Here is an 18,278-nt window from a genome sequence, read left to right as displayed (position 1 = left end):
CGGCGGCGGTCATCCTGGAGGCCCAAATGCATATCAAAGAGGAGAAGCGGGATTCGGTCACGGTGTTGACCTTAGATGCTCTCTATGTCGGCGCTTCCGAGGCGGGTGTGATCATGGATACCCTGCATGAGCTGCGTGAGCGCGGCGACAAATGGGTGGTTGTCGATCTCGCGCGGGTTCAGACCATGAACAGCTCCGGCCTAGGGGCGCTCATCAGCGGTTTGAACATCATGCGTCAGGCCGGCGGCGATCTCAAACTGGCGGGTGTGAACGAAAAAGTGGAAAAACTGCTCACCATCACCAAATTACGCACCGTTTTTGATTGCCACGCCACCGTCAACGAGGCCGTGCAGAGCTTTACGCCATTCTAATTCCTGCCGGTTGGAACGAATCAGAAACTCCGGGCGTGTCTCACCCCGGAGTTTTTTACGTGTAGAGGCTTTCTATGTCGGTCACGATTATTCTCGGCGCCCAATGGGGTGACGAAGGGAAGGGCAAAATTGTCGATCTGCTGAGCGCCAAAGCCGATGTGGTTGCGCGCTACCAGGGTGGACCCAACGCAGGCCACACCGTGGTGATTGACGAGGAGGAGATTGTGCTGCATCAGATCCCCTCCGGCATGCTTCATCCCCATACCCGCTGTATTATTGGCAACGGCGTGGTGATCGATCCGGTGATCCTTATGGAAGAGGTCGATTTCCTCAAGAGCAAGGGCTTTCGGGTCGACGGCCGTCTCTTCATCAGCCACCGCGCCCATTTGATCATGCCATACCACAAGCTGCTGGATACCACGCGGGAGGCGGCCGAGGGCGCCGCGAAGATCGGCACCACCGGTCGCGGCATCGGCCCGGCCTACGTTGATAAATACGACCGCTGCGGCATCCGGATCGTCGATCTCCTAGACCGTACCACCCTGGCCGACAAGCTCCTGAAAAACCTTGAGAGCAAGAACAAGGTGTTGCAGCGGATCTACGACCGTGACACCATGGACACTGAAAAAATTATCCAGGATTATCTCGAGTTCGACCGCCGCATCGATGCCTACGTCAAGGATACGACCGTGCTGATCAACCGCGCCATCGATACGGGCGAAGAGGTGCTGATCGAGGGGGCGCAGGGCACGATGCTCGACATCGATTTTGGCACCTATCCCTACGTCACCTCCTCCAACCCGATCGCCGGCGGAGCGTGCACGGGGCTTGGGATCGGCCCGACGCGGATCAATACAGTGCTCGGGGTAGTCAAGGCCTATACCACCCGCGTCGGGATGGGCCCGCTGCCCACCGAGTTTGGCCAGGAATTTGGTGACCGGATCCGCGAACTCGGCGGCGAATACGGTGCCACAACCGGCCGGCCACGCCGCTGCGGTTGGTTCGACGCCGTAGTAGTGCGCCTGGCCGCCATGGTCAACGGCCTGACCCACCTGGCGATCACCAAACTCGACGTCCTCGACACCCTCGAAGAGATCAAGATCTGCACCGGCTACCGCTACCAGGGACGCCTTCTCGACCACTATCCGGCCGAGTTGTGGGTCCAGGAGCAACTCGAGCCGGTCTATGAAAGCCATCCCGGCTGGCAAACCAGCACGCAATCCGCCCGCACCTTCGCCGAGCTGCCGCAACAGGCGCAAGATTATGTGCGCCGCCTCAGCGAGCTGACCCATACTCCGGTTTCGATCGTCTCGGTCGGCTCGAAACGCAGCCAGACAATCTTTATGGAATAGGCAGAACCCTTCCACTTGCCGCACGCGCCGGCTGGCGCGCCGCCAGCTGGCGGCGTGTCCCGCCTCCCCAAAGCGCTACTCCTACAAATAAGTCTTGTGAATCATATTCAATTTTGCTAATTTTGCGAAAATGAATATTGTTCATTATGGAACCCACGATGACCCGCGATTACGATTTTATCATCATCGGCTCCGGATTCGGCGGCAGCGTCGCCGCTCTCCGCCTTGCCGAGAAGGGCTACCGCGTCGCCGTGCTTGAGCGCGGCCGGCGCTTCCGCGACGGCGACTATCCCGAGACCAACTGGGCGCTTTGGAACTGGCTTTGGCGGCCGCACCTCGGCTGCACCGGCATCCAGGAGCTCACCCTGCTCAAGAATACGCTGGTCCTGAGCGGATCGGGCGTGGGCGGCGGCAGCCTGGTCTACTGCGCAGTCCTGCTCGAACCCCCCGAGGCCTTTTTCCGCGATCCGCAGTGGGCGGATCTCGAACCGGACTGGCGCGAGACTCTGCGGCCGCATTACCAGACCGCGCGGCACATGCTCGGGGTCACGCCCAATCCCCGGCTCTGGAAGAGTGACGAACTGCTACGCGATTATGCCCGTGAAATCGGCCGCGAGGCCTATTTCAAGCCGACGGAGGTCGGCATCTTTTTCGGGGACCCCGATAAAGAGACCCCTGATCCCTTCTTCGGCGGCCGGGGGCCGGCGCGGCGCGGGTGTGACCAGGCCGGGCGCTGTATGGTGGGCTGCAACACCGGCGGCAAGAACTCCCTCGACCGCAATTATCTCTGGCTGGCCGAATCCCTTGGCGCAGAGATTTATCCCCTCACCCTGGTGACCCTTATCGAGCCCTCGCCAGGTGGCGGCTATGTGGTCACCAGCCGCCCTTCGCAGCGCCGGACGGGCGGAAAACAGCTATGGCATGCCCGCGGCGTCGTGGTGGCCGCCGGGGCTCTCGGCACCAACCGCCTGCTGCTGCAATGCAAGCGGAGCGGCGCCCTGCCCCGGCTCTCCGATCAGCTCGGCCAGACCGCGCGCACCAATTCCGAGATCCTCCTCGGGGTCACCGCCTACAATCCGCAGGACCGCTATTGCGACGGCATCGCCATCACCTCCAGCCTCTTTGTCGATGAAACCACCCATGTCGAACCGGTGCGCTATCCCGAGGGCTCGAACGTGATGTTTCTCCTCGGCACCCTGCTCACCGATGGTGGCGGACCTCTGCCGCGTCCGCTGCGGTATTTGTTTAATATCCTGCGCCATCCGCTGCAGTTTCTGCGCACTCTCGATCCCCGCGGCTGGGCGCGGCGTTCGGTGATCCTGCTGGTGATGCAGACCGAGGATAACAAGATGGCCTTCCGCCTCAAACGGCGCTGGTGGATGCCCTGGAGGCGGAAGCTGAGCTCCACGGTCGATGGCCGCGCGATCCCGAGCTACCTGCCAGCGGCCAATGCCGCTGGCAAGGCGCTCGCGGCCAAAATGCCCGGTCAGGCTAAGAACGCCATCACCGAGGTGTTGCTCAACACGCCGCTGACCGCCCACATCATGGGTGGCTGCGTCATCGGCGCCGACCGCGATCATGGGGTGATCGATAAAAGGTGCCAGGTATTTGGTTATGAAAATATGTATATTGTCGATGGCGCGGCCCTGCCCGCCAACCTCGGCGTCAATCCGAGTCTGACCATCACCGCCCTGGCCGAATATGCCATGAGCCACATCCCCGAAAAAAGGAGCTGAACATGGGTTTGCCTGATGCTGCCAGCGGATGGCCCCTCATCATCGAAGATATCATCACGATCAATCCCGCGACGGGCGAGGAACTGGACCGAGTGCCCGCTCTGGACCTGGAGGGCATCGACGCCGCCCTTAAACGCTGCCGTGAAGCGCAGCGCGAGTGGGCGCTGCAGCCCCTTGGCGAAAGGGTGCAGCGGCTTAGGCAGTTGATGGAGGCGCTCCTTGAAGAGCGGATGGCGGTTGCAGAGCTGATCGCACGGGAACAGGGCAAGCCGGTCGCCGAGGCAATGGCAGCGGAAGTCGTTGCGACTTTGGGGATGCTCAAGGAACTGGTGCGCACCGGGACCCGGGTGCTCGCGCCAGAGCGCCGTCCCAACCGGATGCTCCTTTTTGCGCACAAGAGGAACTGGCTGGTGCGGGTGCCGTATGGGGTTATCGCGGTGATTTCGCCCTGGAATTTTCCCTTTTCCGTCCCCTTGCCGGAGATTGCTGCCGCCCTTCTGGCTGGTAATGGTGTGGTCTTCAAGCCCGCGCCGCACGCGATCCTCATCGGCCGCAAGATTGCGGAGCTCTGCGCCCGGGCGGGCTTCCCGGCCGGCCTCCTGCAGACGCTTTTTCTGCACGACCGCGAGGCCGATTACCTCACGGCGCATCCCGAGCTGGACAAGATCGTCTTCACGGGGAGCACTGCGGTGGGACGCCGCGTGATGCGCAATGCGGCGGAACATATCGTGCCGGTGGTCCTCGAGCTGGGCGGCAAGGATCCGGCGATCGTCGCGCGGGATGCCGATATCGAGCGTGCAGCAAAGGGGATTGTTTGGGGATCGCTCTTCAACGCCGGGCAGGTTTGCGCATCGATTGAGCGCGTTTACGTTGAGGGGCGGGTGGCGGAGTCCTTCCTTGCCGCATGCCGGCGTGAGATGGAGCAGGTGCGGGTGGGGGATCCTCTTGATCCGGAGACCGACATGGGGCCGCTCAGCTCCGAGGCGCATCTGCAGAAGGTGCTCGTGCACATCCAGGAGGCCGTGGAGAAGGGCGCCAAAGTGCTCTATGGCGGCCGGCGGATTGACCGTCCCGGGTTCTTCATCGAGCCGACGCTGCTGGTCGGGGTCGATCATACCATGCAGGTGATGCGCGAGGAGACCTTCGGCCCGGTGCTGCCGGTGATGATCGTCGATTCCCTGGACGCGGCGGTGCGGCTGGCCAACGATTCTTCTTACGGTCTCTCCGCTTATGCCTATACCTCCAGCAAGGCGACGGCTGATCGTCTGCTGCGTGAGCTCGAGGCCGGGACGGTGGTGATCAACGACAGCACCATGACCTGGGGCGAGCCCACGGCCCCTTGGGTCGGGCATAAGCAAAGCGGAATGGGCCTGACCCACGCCGACCTCGGGCTGCTCGAGCTGACCCGGGCCCGATACATCAGCTACGACAAGGGCCAGCGCGCGCCCAATCTCTGGTGGTATCCATACGGTCCGAAATCGCTGCGCCTTTTCGATGCCGCCGCCGATCTCCTCTTCAACCGGCGTTTGCGGCGCAAGCTGGCGGCTCTGCTGCCGGTGCTCGGGCAGCGGCGCTTTCTGCGCGCAACGCACTGGGGGGCGCTGCTGCGGAATCTGCACAAGCTTTTCTGACCCCGGTGGCGCCCGCCTTCTGGGATTCTGCTGTCCGATCCGGCTTTACCCGCTCTTGAATAGGTAACCCGCACCACGCACGCTGACGATAAAGACCGGGTGGGCGGGATCCGGTTCGAAATATTTACGCAGCCGCATGATGAAATTATCGATGGTCCGCGTTTCCATCTCTCCGCTCATTTGCCACACCTTCTCCAGCAGTTCTTTCCGCATCACAACCTTGTCCCGGTGAGCTATCAGGTAGCGCAGCACCATCGCTTCATGCGGGGTGATCCGGATTGTCTTCTTTCCGCATTGGCAGACAAGGGAATCGAAATTGACCTCGTTATCGCCGAAAGTGTAAATCCGGGTCACCTCAGGGCTCTCCCCATACCAAGCCTTCCTGCGCAGCATCCCCTTGATCCGAAGGAGCAGTTCTTCGATGTGAAAGGGTTTGGTCAAATAGTCATCTGCCCCGGTCTGCAGTCCTTCGATGCGGTCTTTAGGAGTTTTTCGCGCGGTGAGCATGAGGATGGGCAGCTGGGGCGCGATCTGGCGCATGCGGCGCGCGATCTCAAAACCGTCTATGAAAGGCAGCATGATATCGAGGATGACCAGATCAAAGGATTGTCTTGCGAACTCGGCAAGGGCCTGTTTGCCGTCCGCGGCGCGGATCGTTATATAGCCCTCTTCCGTCAGGTTATACTCCAATCCGATGGCCAGGGACTCTTCGTCCTCGATGAGGAGGATTCGGCTGCCGCGGTACGTCTCACTTCTCACCGTCGCTGCCCTTCCTTCTGCTTTTCGCAAGCAGCTTTTCGATCTGGCGCCGTTTGGAGAGACGGTAAATGGGCAACTCGAGACGGAACACCGATCCCCCGTAGCGTCCCGGACTCGAAACCGTGATCTCCCCGCCGTGAAAACGCATGATCTCCCTGACCCAATAGAGGCCAAGTCCGGTGCCCCGGACGCTCGGGAGCGCATCCGAATGGCTCCGGTAGAATTTGTCAAAGATTTTTTTCTGTTCGCCTTCTTCGATGCCGATGCCCTGATCAGCAAAAAGGATCTGGATGGTTTTCTCCGTACAGCGGAGGGAGATGGAGATCCGCAGCGGGCCGTGGCGGTACTTGATGCTGTTATCGATCAGGTTGAAGAGGGCAATGCGCAAGGCATTTCTGTCCGCCACACATTGGCAGGGGAGGGTACCCTGAACGGTGAGGACCTCCTCCTCGATCTGGAACTGCTCCCGCGCTTCTTCGAAGAGACCATAGAACAGCGGATTGGCGGCATGGACAGCAAACTTGTGAGCGATGCGTTTCTGTTCGAGGGCCGGCATCTCCAGAATGGCGTTGATCAGGCTATTGAGACGTTGGGTGTCCTTGAGCATCAAGGCGAGAAACTCCTCCTGCTTGGGGCGGGGGAGTTCGCGCCGCGCCATGGTCTCCAGGTAGAGCTGGATGGAGGCCAGGGGGGTCTTGAGTTCGTGGGTCACATTGGCGATAAAGTTATCGTAGAGCAGGGTCATATGGTACTGGATGCTGAGACGGCGGAAAAGCAGCCACATCCCCGCTGAGATGGCCACCATCAGTACCAGGCCGCTCACCAGCGCGAAGATGTTGCGTCCCTCCGGCATCATCTGCGGGGCTAGCTTTTGGCCCACCTGGCTGAAGATGATGTAATTGGAGACATACCAGTAGATCCAGAGCGCGATCAAGGCCAGCCACGCCAGCTGGGCGAAAATGAAAATGAGGATATGCAGAAAATAGGAACGCCAGCGTTTCATGGCCGTCCAGCGGTTTTTACTGTTCTTTTACAAACAGTGAAGGATTATTTATCTATATTAGTTTAGCGGATTTTTTCGAGAATCCAAAATGAATTCTATTCATTATGGTCGCGGCCGGCAGAGTGCCGCAGCCAGTATTCCGGCGCGCCCGAATCTGTATTGCAAGAGGAGACGACCATGTACTTCGAGAATATTCCTTCACTGCGTATTGGGGAGAAAATTGCTACCGTGCCGATCGTCCAGGGCGGTATGGGGGTGGGCATTTCACGGGCGGGTCTGGCTGCAGCCGTGGCCCGCTGCGGCGGCATCGGCGTGATCGCCGCTGTGGGCCTCGACCTGCTCGACGGACGCGAACGGGGACGGCAAAAGGAAAAAAGCAGCCAGCTCTTGCAGAACGAGATCGCCAGAGCCAAGAGTCAGACCTCCGGCCTCATCGGCGTAAACATCATGGTGGCGCTTTCCGATTATGCCAGACTGGTGACAGCAGCCATCGAGGCGGAGGCCGATATGCTCTTCCTTGGCGCCGGTCTACCCCTCCATTTGTCGGATGAAATCACGCCCCGGCATCTGGATAACAAGGGCACCCGGATCGTGCCCATCATCTCCTCCGCGCGTGCCGCCGAGCTGATCTTTTCCTACTGGCATAAAAAATACGATCACATCCCTGACGCCGTGGTCGTGGAGGGACCACTGGCGGGCGGCCATCTCGGCTTCAAAGGTGAGGAGATCGATGATCCCGCCCATGCGCTCGAACGCCTGGTGCCCGCGGTGGATGCCGTCCTGCGTCCCTTCCGGAAGGCGTATGGGAAAGAGCTGCCCGTGATCGCCGCTGGCGGCGTCTATGACGGAGGGGATATTTTCCGAATGCTCCGGCTTGGCGCCAGCGGTGTTCAGATGGCCACCCGCTTCATCGCCACCCATGAATGCGATGCCGCTCCCGCCTTCAAACAGGCCTTGATCAACGCCCGCAAAGAAGATATCACCATCATACAGAGTCCGGTGGGTTTGCCTGGCCGGGCGATCCGCAACGGTTTCATCCGGGATGTCGAAGCCGGCGAACGCAAGCCCTTCATCTGCCCCTTCAAGTGCCTCAAGGGTTGTGATTATAAAACCGCCCCCTACTGCATCGCCCTCGCGCTCGGCAACGCTCAAAGGGGGAGACTGGAGCATGGATTTGCTTTCACCGGTGCGAACGGTTATCGCGTCGACCGGTTGCTCTCCGTGGCTGAACTGATCGCAGAGCTTGTTGAGGGCTACCGGGCCGCAGCCGGCAAAAATATGCGTCAGTTTGCGGTGGCGTGATCTCTGTGTGCGGGCGCCGGTAAGCCGGCGCCCGCTGACCCGCTCACTTCACCGCAGCAGCAGCATCTTCCTGGATTCAGAATAGCCGCCGGCGGTCATCCGGATGACATAGATCCCGGATGGAACCTGCCGTCCGGCCATCTCGCAGCCCCGTCAAACCAGCCGATGCCTCTCCCCGTCGAGCAGACCGTCTTGCAGCACCACCACTCGTTCTCCCAGCAGATGATAAACACCGATCTCCGCATGCGCCGGCCAGTGCCCTAGAGACTCCGTCGCACTGCAAGCTCCCTGGTTTCGCCCGACTCAATCTGAATGATATCCTAAAACGCTCTCTCTTCGGTGGGGGCAAAGACCGCCTTGAATGAGCGGAGAGCATACTGGGTATCCAGCAGAAAGGGAAAGGTGGGAGGATCCAGCAGCTGAAATGAAGCGTTGGCATGGGTCATCGCGGTGACGGTCACGGGCCGGGCGGTAGTATCGTAAATTTCCGCCTCCGAGGTGTCGCTTTCACCGAGAGCCTGGAATCCGAAGTGCAAGGCCGGCGTCACCGCGCCGACAAGATTATCTTCCAGCCGGCCCGTGCCCACAGATATAGAAGGAGTACTTTTCTACCCGGCTGGGTGAATCCGGATGCAGCCGTTGGGCCCATCCCGTGAGCAGCAGGATCAGCGAATAGGTGTGTAAAATTCTCATTTTCACCCTCCCTGAAAATGGCAGGGGCGGCTTGAGGAGTCAGGAATGCCGCCGTACTTCCGAAATAGTGAATGACCGGATCGATGTCGAGCAGAATGGGGGAATCTTGCACCGCGTCAGCAGCCGGGAGCGCAACCCCATGCAGAGGGTACAGACGCCGATGGCGATTTTTTCCCCTCATTCCGCCGGCTTTTACTTGACTTTCACTCCTTTTGTGCGTATACTTTTCAGGGGAGCTATTGTTCACGGGATGATGATGATGCGCCGCTGGAACCAGATCAAAGAACACTTCGCCGCCTGGTTTGCTGGAATGAATCGATCACTACAGCACAATCCACGGCCTCCCATCTCACGGATACGATTTCATCTGCAGCACAATCTGCTCCTCGGCCAGCTGGTGATCCGATCCTTTCTCAAGGACAAGCTCTTCGACACCGCCGGCGCGCTGGTCTACACCACCCTGCTGGCCCTGGTCCCCTTCATCGCGGTTTTTTTCTCCCTGATGAAGGGGATCGGCATGCACGAAACCATCGAGCGGACCCTCACCTATGCCTTTCATCCCCTCGGGGAGAATGCGATCCGCCTGCTGGTCCCGCAGATCATGTCCTTTGTCAACAATACCAACATCAGCACCCTGGGCTATATCGGTTTTTTCCTTCTCCTCGCCTCGCTGCTGCTGATCGTCTCGACCATCGAGTACTCCTTCAATACCATCTGGCGGGTCAAAAAACAGCGCAAGCTGCACCGCCGATTTATCGAGTATACAATTTTCATCATCGTCGGGCCGATCATCGGGCTGCTGATCCTGAGCTGGATCGCCAACCGGTATCAGCTGTGGATCGGGTCGCCCCCCACGGCTTCCTTCGCCAGTTCTCTGCTGCGCAACGTCGGTCCTTGGCTGATCACGATATTCATTTTCTGGTATCTGCTCAATTTCATCCCCAACACCCGGGTCCGCCTCAAGTCGGCGACGATCGCTTCACTGGTGGGCACCGGTCTGTGGATGATCGCCAACTGGTTTTTCGCCAGGTTTCTCGATACCCTCTATTTTGAAGGCGCCCAGGCAGCCATGTACGCCCGCTTTGCGGTCTTACCCCTGCTGCTGCTCTGGCTCTTTGTAGGTTGGTCGATCCTGCTCTTTAGCGCGCAGCTGGCCTATGCCGACCAGAACATGGACAAGCTGGTTTGGGACCGGACGCATCCCTACCTTTCGCCCATGTTTTACGAGTCGCTGGCGCTGAAGGTGCTGCTGCGCATCACCCATCAATATTTCAGCCACGGCCGGAGCTCCACCGAGGAGGAACTCTCCGATTATTTCAGCATTCCGGAGAGCGTTATTAACACCGTGGCCGGGGAGCTGGTCAATCTCCAGCTGCTGCACTGCCAGAATGGCGGCGAGATGCGTTATACTCCGGCCAAGCACCCGGCACAGATCCACGTCGCCGACGCCCTGATCGAGCTGCGCAACTTCGACACCGCCTCGCGCCGTCATCGCGGCGTCGATCATCTCGTCCGCCAGGTGATGGGTCATGCCGACGACTCGATGAAGTCGAGTTGGAAGGAGATGACCATCCAGGATTTGCTCGACATGCTGCCCCAGGAATAATCCGCCAAAGACCTCACACTGCTGCCTGTTTCGCTCCGCACCGGAAAACCTGCACCATCTGACATGCAAACGTGTTCATATTCATCCATGCCGGAGGCTCTATGCGCAAGACGGCCAAAGGAATCGCCCTGGCGCTGCTCTGGGCGGGCGTGCCATCGGCGGGCGCTCAGATTGTCCTCTCTGAGATCATGTTCAATCCCGCCGGCAACGAGCGCTACGACGAGTTCATCGAATTGTACAATCTCTCCACCACGGATTCCATTGACCTGCATGGCTGGCTGATTTCGGACAGCAGCGGCTGGAACCGCATCATGGCGGGACCCTCCGGTCGCAGCCGGCTGGCGCCGCAGCGTTACGCCCTCCTCCTCGTACCAGGCTATTTCACCAACTCTACATTCTACGCCGGCCTGATTCCGGAAGAAACCCTGGTTCTGACCATCGACAAATCCCAGTTTGGCAGTTACGGCCTCAACAATTCCCGTTCCGAGCGGGTCTCGGTGCACTGTCCCGACTCGACAATGGTGGATGCGCATGCTTATACGGTGCCTCACGATGAGGGTTTTTCAGAGGAAAAGCTGCGTCTGGACCTGGGCGAGGCCACCGGCAACTGGGGAGAGAGCCTGGTGCTGCACGGCACGCCGGGCTTTGCCAACAGCGCCGCACCGGTGCCCACCGACACCAGCCGCGCGGAGATGGTGATCAACGAGATCATGGCCAATCCGGCCGCCGGCGAGCCGGAATGGATCGAGTGCTACAATGCGGGGCGAGATACCGCGCGCCTTACCGGTTGGCGGCTGAGCGATGCCGATACGCTCGAGAAACGGCTGCTGGCGAAAGCGCCGGTTGCGATCGCGCCGCATAGCTATCTGGTGCTGACCGGGGAGGAGGGTCTGTTGGCGCAGCTGCCGGCAGCCGGCTGTACCGCGGTAGTCATGGCCAGTTGGCCGGGGCTGAACAGCAGCAGTGAGGGGATCGTGCTCTACGATGGTCTGGGCCGCCGCGTGGACGAGGTATGGTACGCGGCCGAGTGGGGCGGGGCGCGCGGCATCTCGCTGGAGCGGCTGAGTCCCCTGGTGGCCGCCGCGGTACGCAGCAACTGGGGCTCCTGCGCCGATCCTTTAGGCCACACCGCGGGGCGGGCCAACAGCCTACTGGTCGGCCGCCTGCCGGCGGAGGCGGCGATCGCCGTCAGCCCGAATCCCTTCTCCCCGGACGGCGACGGTTTCGAGGACCATCAGGCGATCAGCCTGACGCTGCCGGCGCGCACCGCGCGCATCAATCTGCGCATTTTTGACGGCGCCGGCCGGCAGGTGCGCTTCCTCTGTAATTATGAGCCCAGCGGTAGCCGCAAGACCGTCTTCTGGGACGGCCTCGATGATGAGGGGAGGCGTTGCCGGATCGGGATCTACATCCTCTACCTCGAGGCCTTTGAGGAATCGACGGAAGCTTTCATGCGGGTGAAAAAGGCCTGCGTCCTAGCCGGCCGACTGTAACGGGATCTGGCCTGCGCCCCCAAAACTCTCATGCCTACCCTGATCCGCACTCCCAAAAATCTCGCGTGCACCCGGATCCGCGCGAAACCAATTACTCCCGCGTTCCCCGCAAAGCCCGGCCGTAGGTCTCGAGGGCACGGATGCGCGCCGCCGCGTGCGGCACCATGGGTTTGGGATAGGTCTGCGTATCCACCTCCGGCACCCAGCGGCGGATATAGGTCCGCTGCGGATCGAATTTGGCGGCCTGGATCTCGGGATTGAAAACGCGGAAGTAGGGAGCGGCATCACAGCCGCAGCCGGCGGCCCACTGCCAGTTGCCGTTGTTGGCGGCAAGGTCGTAATCAAGCAGCTTTTCCGCGAAGTAGCGTTCGCCCCAGAGCCAGGGTAGGAGGAGATGCTTACAGAGAAAACTGGCGGTGATCATGCGCACGCGGTTGTGCATGAAGCCGGTGGCGTTGAGTTCGCGCATGCCGGCATCGACGATGGGATACCCGGTCTCGCCGGCGCACCAGCGGGCGAAATCGCCGCGATCCTCGCGCCAGGGGATGGCGGCATATTGCGGCTTGAAGGGCTGATCCACAACATGCGAAAAATGGGCGAGGATCGACATGAAGAACTCACGCCAAATCAGCTCCTGCAGCCAGGTCGGGCTGAGAGCGCGGCCGAGGGCGGCCAGCCGGCGGATCGAGATGGTGCCGAAGCGGAGATGAACCGAGAGCCGGGTGGTGCCGGCCACCGCGGGCAGGTCACGGGTGCGGTCGTAGGAGCGGATGATGGCCTCATCGATGACCGGATCGGTGTCGACGGCCACCGGTGCGAAGCCGATCTCCTGGAGGGACGGCACACCGCTTGCCGGAGCGGGCGCTAAATGGTCGAGCAGAGTCTCGCTGGCCGCGGGGTGGAGGTCCCGCAGCGTCAGCTGGGCCAGCCAGCGGTTCTTGAAGGGCGTGTAAACCGTATAGGGCGATCCCCCCTCCTTGACCACCTCGTCCCCGTCGAAAATCACTTGATCCTTATACATCTGGAAGGGGATCCCATGTCCGGCCAGCAGGTCGGCCACCTTGCGGTCCCGCGCCACCGCATAGGGCTCGTAGTCGCGGTTGGTGTATACGGCCTGAACTGGGAACTCCTCCAGCAGCTGCCGCCAGACCTCAAGGGGCCGTCCGTGCCGCACCAGCAAACCGCCGCCATGCTCCGCCAGGCGCGCATGAAGACGCTGCAAGACCTGATAAATGAAGGCGACACGGCGATCGCGTTTATCGGCCAGATCGTCGAGGATCTCGCGGTCGAAGATGAAGAGCGGCAGCACCGGGAGGCCGCTGCTCAAGGCCTGGTAAAGCCCGCGGTTGTCTTCAAGACGGAGGTCGCGGCGGAACCAGAAAACGGTGACAGGCGGACGGGCCATAGTTGCCTTTCAGAGATGGGGTGGGGTGCGCGACAATTTAGCACCGGCCACTTTCATAAACAACCCCAAATTCGGCAAGGCACAGAAATGGGTTGAATTTCATGCTGCAATCGTGTATTTTGAGATAAATACAGGTAGCAGACAGGCCTTTGACCCGATCCGGTATACTCGATGGCAAAACTCTGTCCCAAGCTGATCCTCGAAGGCACACGGCTGACCTTCAAGACCGACATCGCTTTCGCCCTCAACGAGCACCCGCGTATCGTCGGGCCACGCAAATACCGCTACCACTCCCCTCTGATCTCAGCGGAATGGTGCGCTTTCACCAACTTTCCATGGGGCCGGGGCCTGATCAACTTCGAACCTCACGAAGAAGAAATGGCGTTGGAGACCTACCGGACGTGGATGCATCTTTTCGAGCTCCAGCGTTACTACTCCTGGATCATTGACCGGTTCCATCTTTCCACCCAGATGTACCAATTGCGCCGCTATGGGACCTACTATGACTTTAAGTGGCTCGAAGAGCGTCTCAAGGCCCTTGGATTCCATTTAATCTTTTGCACGCGTACGCCCGATTCTTTTACAGCCGCCCGCGCGAAGCGGCTCAAGGTTTCGGGAAATCCCGAACAGTATGACGATCTGCAGCTTTTTATCGATGAACAGGATCTGTTGCGCGCGCTGGTTGCAAAATCGCTGTTGCCAACGCTGGTGCTGGATATCTCGGACGACGATGTCGCCGGCGCGGTGGAAAGAATTGCCGACTGGCTTGAGCAAACCGGCGGGCTGTATATGTCGTCCTGACCTCACCCTATCGCATAAAGGAGATCCAGCATTGCCACCCCTGACTAGAAGAGAATTCATCGTCCGTGTGCCCTTGGCGGCCGTTGGTGCTCTGGCGCTGGCTGGAACCGCAGAGCATCACCGCGCTGATGTCGGAGTGAACCGACCGGTTTCCGGGGAACTGAAGTGAGACCCGCTGCGCAGGTGCCGCGCTGAGCGCGCAACAGGAACAGGCGCTGGTTTAAGGTTGGAACATAGAGCGTGGAGACCGCATGTATTCAAAAACGGCCCAGTGATACGATGTCCTCTATCACTTCAAGGATTATCAGGCCGAAGCAGAGCAGATCAACGCGCGCATACGCGCTGAACACCCCGATGCTAAGACCTTGCTTGATGTCGGCTGCGGCACGGCAGAACACGACCGTTTCCTCGCGCATTTACTGCTATTGGCCGCGCTGCAAATCTGCGATAATTGGCCGGATCTTTTCCAAGATGAGCAGGAGGAGTTTGGCCTGCTGCTGAGCAGGATCACCAGGGACGGACAACTGCAGAGTGAATATTACTATGACAATGACGATCATCTCGTCTCGTTCAAGGAATATTACGACAATACTCTAACCCGGAGCGAATCTTACCTCTATGATACTCAGGGCCGCCTGTGCCAGCGCCGCTACGACGGGTTCGTCGAAACCTATTCTTATGACGAAAAAGGCGGGCTCTGCAAATTTGACAAGTACTACGGCGGGACAAACAAGAGATGGGTGGAGGAGTACAGCCGCGATGGTGAAGGACGGATAGCGAGCGGCGTGCTTTATTACAATGGGGAAAAAATCGGGGAGATCTCCTATCACTACGACGCGGCCGGCAATACGACATCACGGTGTGAATACAATACCCGCGAGAATTTTCTTTCGGCGGAATACCGTTTGAACTTCGACCGTAGCAAGAGTCCTTTACCCTTGAATTTTCCCGCCGACATGGTCCGGAGGAACAATATTTAGTCCTATTATTTCTATATCATTGTCTTGTCGGCACCGCCACCGCAGTATGAATCGAGCTTTGAATACAACGCTGCCGATCTTGCCGAAAAGGAGACTCGCTGTTATCCTCACAATGCCACACCGGCCATCTATGAGAATTTTTATAAGGAGAAGGGGGAAAATCAGGCCCGGAGGCCGATGAGACGCCCATAGCGCCGTACGGGTGGTGGACATCGATTGTATAACCGCTTCAGGAGAACACGAATTGGGATCAGAACGCGAATCTCAAATAGCGCCTAGCGGTCTCGAACGCCGACTCGGCGTCTGGGCCGCCATCGGGGTGGTCATCGGCGTCACCATCGGCTCGGGTATATTCCGCAATCCTGCGGTCATTGCCGCGCGAGTGCCGGATCCAGCCCTGATGCTCCTGGTCTGGGTGCTCGGCGGGGCGATCACCCTTTGCGGGGCCCTTTCGATCGCCGAACTGGCAGGCGCACTGCCGCAGACCGGAGGGCTCTATACCTATCTGCGTGAAGGCTGGGGGCGGCCCGTCGCCTTTCTCTTTGGCTGGGCGCAGCTGTTGTTGATCCGCGCCTCCGCCCTCGGGGCGATCGCGACCGTCTTCGGCGCTTACTGCCTGCGCTCCTTCGGCTATGATCCGGCCCTGTATCCGCAGCTCTCCAATTATCTTTCGGCCGGATGCATCGTTTTCGCCGCCGTCGTCAATGTCGTGGGGATCCGTCTGGGGGCGGCCATCGTCGGGCTCTCGACCCTCGCCAAATACGGGGCTCTTGCTCTCCTGGTCCTCATCGCCTTCGCCATCGGACATGCCCACGGCGGCTCTTTTGCCCATTTCGCTCCCGGCTGCGGCGGCCGCGTCGAGGGCGGACTCTTCGGCCTCGCCCTGATCTCGGTGCTTTGGGCCTACGATGGCTTTGCCGACCTCTCCTTTGCGAGCGGCGAGATTAAGAATCCGCAGCGCAATCTGCCGCGCGCCCTCATCGGCGGCACCCTGGCGATCATCACCATTTATCTGCTCGCGAATGCCGCCTATCTCTACATCATCCCAATTGATCGGATGCAAGGCTCACCGCTGATCGCCGCCGACACTATGCTGGCGCTGATTGGACAGGCCGGGGTTACGATCGTCTCGGTGGTGGTGATGATCTCCACCTTCGGATCGGTCAATGGCAGTCTGGTGACCAATCCGCGTATCTTTTTTGCCATGGCGGACGACCGCATGCTCTTCAAGCCGATCGCCTGGGTCCATCCGCGCTTCAAGACCCCCTATATGGCCATCCTGCTCGCCGCGGCCCTCGGGGTGCTCTTTGTGCTCACCCGCACCTTCGAGCAGCTCACCGACACCTTTGTGCTGGCGATGTGGCCCTTTTACGGCCTCGGTGTGGCCTCGATCTACCGCCTGCGCCGCAAGCGGCCCGATCTGCCGCGTCCCTATAAAGTGTTGGGTTATCCGGTAGTGCCAGCGGTTTTTCTGGTGGGCGTCATCTACCTTCTGGGCAACGCCCTGATCACCGATCCCTTCTGGACTTCCATCGTCTTCGCCGTGATCCTCGCCGGTCTGCCGGTCTACTGGATTTTCTTCCGGAGTAAAAATGGGCCCGCGTAAAGTTCTTTTCTTCTGGGTGATTGGATGTATCGCCGCCCAGGCTCTCTTTGCACGCGATCTTGGTGCGCAGCCTGCCACAAGCAGAGAAAAAATCAAGGCTGCCGCGGCGGTGGTCGACCGGCTCTTACGCGATTTCGCCGCCACCCGCCATATGCCGGGTCTGGCCTATGGAGTGATCCTCGATGGCGAACTGGTCCTATCGGGCGGCTGCGGCTATGCCAACCTCGACGCGGGAATTGCAGCGGGACCGCAAACCCTTTTCCGCGCGGCCTCGATCAGCAAGAGCATCACCGCGCTGGCGATCCTGCAGCTGCGCGACGCCGGCCGCCTGAGCCTTGACGATCCGGCCTCTCGATACCTTCCTGAACTGCGCGCGTTGCGGTATCCGACGGCGGACGCACCCGAAATCACCCTCCGCCACCTCCTGACCCATGGCGCCGGTCTACCCGAAGACAATCCCTGGGGCGACCGCCAGCTCGCTCGCAGTGATGCGGAACTGCTGGCGCTGATTCCCGGCATCTCCCTGGCGTATGCGCCGGGCGTCGCCTACCAGTACAGCAATCTCGGCTTCGCCCTGCTCGGCCAGATCGTGCAGCGGGTCTCCGGCATGGCGTATAAAACCTACACCGCCGACAAGATCTTCAAACCTCTGGGGATGGATGCGACGGTATGGGAGTACACGGAGGCGTCACCCAATCGGCTCGCTCGTGGCTATGACGCCGGTGACGCAGGCTTTATTGAGGTGCCCCTGGCGCATCACGGCGCCTACGGGGCGATGGGCGGGCTGATCACTTCGGTCGAGGATTTCGCCCGCTATGTCGCGCTGCACCTTGCCGCCTGGCCGCCCCGTGATGAGCCCGAGACCGGCCCGCTGTGCCGCGCTTCGCTGCGCGAGATGCAGCATCCCTGGCGGTTTTACAACCTCGCGCTCGATAACCACCGCCCGGATGGTACCGCCTGTCCCGCCGTCCAGGCCTATGGCTACGGGCTGCGCTGGCAGTCGGATTGCGACGGCCGGGTGACGGTCGGCCACAGCGGCGGTCTGCCCGGTTTTGGCTGCAACTGGACCATGATGCCCGACTATGGTCTCGCCGTGATCTCCTTCGACAACCTCACCTACGCCACGACCAGCGGCGTGAACCGGGCGGTGCTCGACACCCTCATCATCCTGGCAGGGCTGAAGCCCTTTCCACCGGCGGATTCACCGATCCTGGCGCAGCGGCAGAAAGAACTGGTCAAGCTCTTGCCGGGGTGGCTAGGAGCGGGCGATGCCGGAATCTTCGCGGAGAATTTTTTCCTGGACCGTTCGCTGCCGGAATGGATCCGGCTGACCCGGAAGCTGTACGATGAAACAGGAGAAATCATCGAAATAGGCGCTCTACAGCCCCAGGACCGGCTGCGTGGCTCTTTTTTGCTTCGGGGAGTCCGGAAGAATATCCGGGTCTTTTTTACGCTCACGCCGGAGCGGGAGCCCAAGATCCAGGAAGTGAGGATGACGGTGGAGGAGAACAGGGGCGAATAAAGGCGGCTGAGCCGGTCG

At 60.3% G+C, this 18,278-nt stretch carries 16 protein-coding genes; 11 read left to right on the top strand and 5 right to left on the bottom strand.

Annotated elements, in window-relative coordinates; all coding sequences use genetic code 11:
- The first annotated feature begins 26 nt into the window (after positions 1–26).
- The 4 genes from PLH32_00135 to PLH32_00120 all read left to right on the top strand — a co-directional run bounded on the left by PLH32_00135 (position 27) and on the right by PLH32_00120 (position 5,090).
- Positions 27–371, top strand: coding sequence for an STAS domain-containing protein (locus PLH32_00135; protein HQJ62995.1), 345 nt, complete (start codon positions 27–29; stop codon positions 369–371).
- Between the two features lie 74 nt (positions 372–445).
- Positions 446–1,723 (top strand): adenylosuccinate synthase, encoded by a 1,278-nt coding sequence (locus PLH32_00130; GenBank protein ID HQJ62994.1) that lies wholly within the window; start codon positions 446–448, stop codon positions 1,721–1,723.
- Positions 1,724–1,869: 146 nt separating this feature from the next.
- Positions 1,870–3,459, top strand: a complete 1,590-nt coding sequence (locus PLH32_00125; protein HQJ62993.1) for a GMC family oxidoreductase — start codon at positions 1,870–1,872, stop codon at positions 3,457–3,459.
- Positions 3,460–3,461: 2 nt separating this feature from the next.
- Complete coding sequence (locus tag PLH32_00120) at positions 3,462–5,090, top strand: aldehyde dehydrogenase family protein (protein HQJ62992.1); 1,629 nt, start codon at positions 3,462–3,464, stop codon at positions 5,088–5,090.
- A 45-nt stretch (positions 5,091–5,135) separates the two neighbouring features.
- On the opposite strand, the gene PLH32_00115 is transcribed toward PLH32_00120, so the two are convergent.
- Together PLH32_00115 and PLH32_00110 are read right to left on the bottom strand one after the other, a co-directional pair.
- Positions 5,136–5,849 (bottom strand): response regulator transcription factor, encoded by a 714-nt coding sequence (locus PLH32_00115; protein ID HQJ62991.1) that lies wholly within the window; start codon positions 5,847–5,849, stop codon positions 5,136–5,138.
- Positions 5,839–6,852: a HAMP domain-containing sensor histidine kinase gene (locus tag PLH32_00110; protein ID HQJ62990.1), complete on the bottom strand. Its 1,014-nt coding sequence runs from the start codon at positions 6,850–6,852 to the stop codon at positions 5,839–5,841. Before PLH32_00110 ends, PLH32_00115 begins: the two co-directional genes overlap by 11 nt.
- 177 nt (positions 6,853–7,029) lie before the next feature.
- On the opposite strand from PLH32_00110, the gene PLH32_00105 reads away from it, so the two are divergent.
- Positions 7,030–8,154: a nitronate monooxygenase family protein gene (locus PLH32_00105; GenBank protein ID HQJ62989.1), complete on the top strand. Its 1,125-nt coding sequence runs from the start codon at positions 7,030–7,032 to the stop codon at positions 8,152–8,154.
- 320 nt (positions 8,155–8,474) lie between these two features.
- Here the strand turns inward: PLH32_00105 and PLH32_00100 are convergent, their stop codons facing one another.
- Positions 8,475–8,690 carry a hypothetical protein gene (locus PLH32_00100; GenBank protein ID HQJ62988.1) on the bottom strand — a complete coding sequence of 72 codons (216 nt, stop codon included), beginning with the start codon at positions 8,688–8,690 and terminating at the stop codon, positions 8,475–8,477.
- Positions 8,691–8,715: 25 nt separating this feature from the next.
- Complete coding sequence (locus PLH32_00095) at positions 8,716–8,847, bottom strand: hypothetical protein (protein ID HQJ62987.1); 132 nt, start codon at positions 8,845–8,847, stop codon at positions 8,716–8,718.
- Positions 8,848–9,106: 259 nt separating this feature from the next.
- On the opposite strand from PLH32_00095, the gene PLH32_00090 reads away from it, so the two are divergent.
- Positions 9,107–10,453, top strand: a complete 1,347-nt coding sequence (locus tag PLH32_00090) for a YhjD/YihY/BrkB family envelope integrity protein (GenBank protein HQJ62986.1) — start codon at positions 9,107–9,109, stop codon at positions 10,451–10,453.
- A gap of 101 nt (positions 10,454–10,554) precedes the next feature.
- Entirely contained in the window at positions 10,555–11,946 is a 1,392-nt protein-coding gene (locus PLH32_00085; protein ID HQJ62985.1) for a lamin tail domain-containing protein, read from the top strand.
- 91 nt (positions 11,947–12,037) lie between these two features.
- Here the strand turns inward: PLH32_00085 and PLH32_00080 are convergent, their stop codons facing one another.
- Entirely contained in the window at positions 12,038–13,351 is a 1,314-nt protein-coding gene (locus tag PLH32_00080; GenBank protein ID HQJ62984.1) for a deoxyribodipyrimidine photo-lyase, read from the bottom strand.
- A gap of 171 nt (positions 13,352–13,522) precedes the next feature.
- Between PLH32_00080 and PLH32_00075 the strand changes: the two genes are divergently transcribed.
- From PLH32_00075 to PLH32_00060, 4 genes are all read left to right on the top strand, one after another.
- The gene (locus PLH32_00075) at positions 13,523–14,152 is read left to right on the top strand and encodes a hypothetical protein (GenBank protein HQJ62983.1); all 630 of its coding nucleotides are present in this window, start codon (positions 13,523–13,525) and stop codon (positions 14,150–14,152) included.
- A 365-nt stretch (positions 14,153–14,517) separates the two neighbouring features.
- Complete coding sequence (locus PLH32_00070; protein ID HQJ62982.1) at positions 14,518–15,132, top strand: hypothetical protein; 615 nt, start codon at positions 14,518–14,520, stop codon at positions 15,130–15,132.
- Positions 15,133–15,376: 244 nt separating this feature from the next.
- Complete coding sequence (locus tag PLH32_00065; protein ID HQJ62981.1) at positions 15,377–16,738, top strand: amino acid permease; 1,362 nt, start codon at positions 15,377–15,379, stop codon at positions 16,736–16,738.
- The gene (locus tag PLH32_00060; GenBank protein ID HQJ62980.1) at positions 16,725–18,260 is read left to right on the top strand and encodes a serine hydrolase domain-containing protein; all 1,536 of its coding nucleotides are present in this window, start codon (positions 16,725–16,727) and stop codon (positions 18,258–18,260) included. The genes PLH32_00065 and PLH32_00060 overlap by 14 nt, the downstream gene beginning before the upstream one ends.
- Positions 18,261–18,278 lie beyond the last annotated feature (18 nt).

Source organism: bacterium, assembly GCA_035419245.1.
Lineage (GTDB): Bacteria > Zhuqueibacterota > Zhuqueibacteria > Residuimicrobiales > Residuimicrobiaceae > JAKPUX01.
Note: the sequence above shows the minus strand (reverse complement) of the source record. Positions and strands in the feature narration are given on the sequence as shown.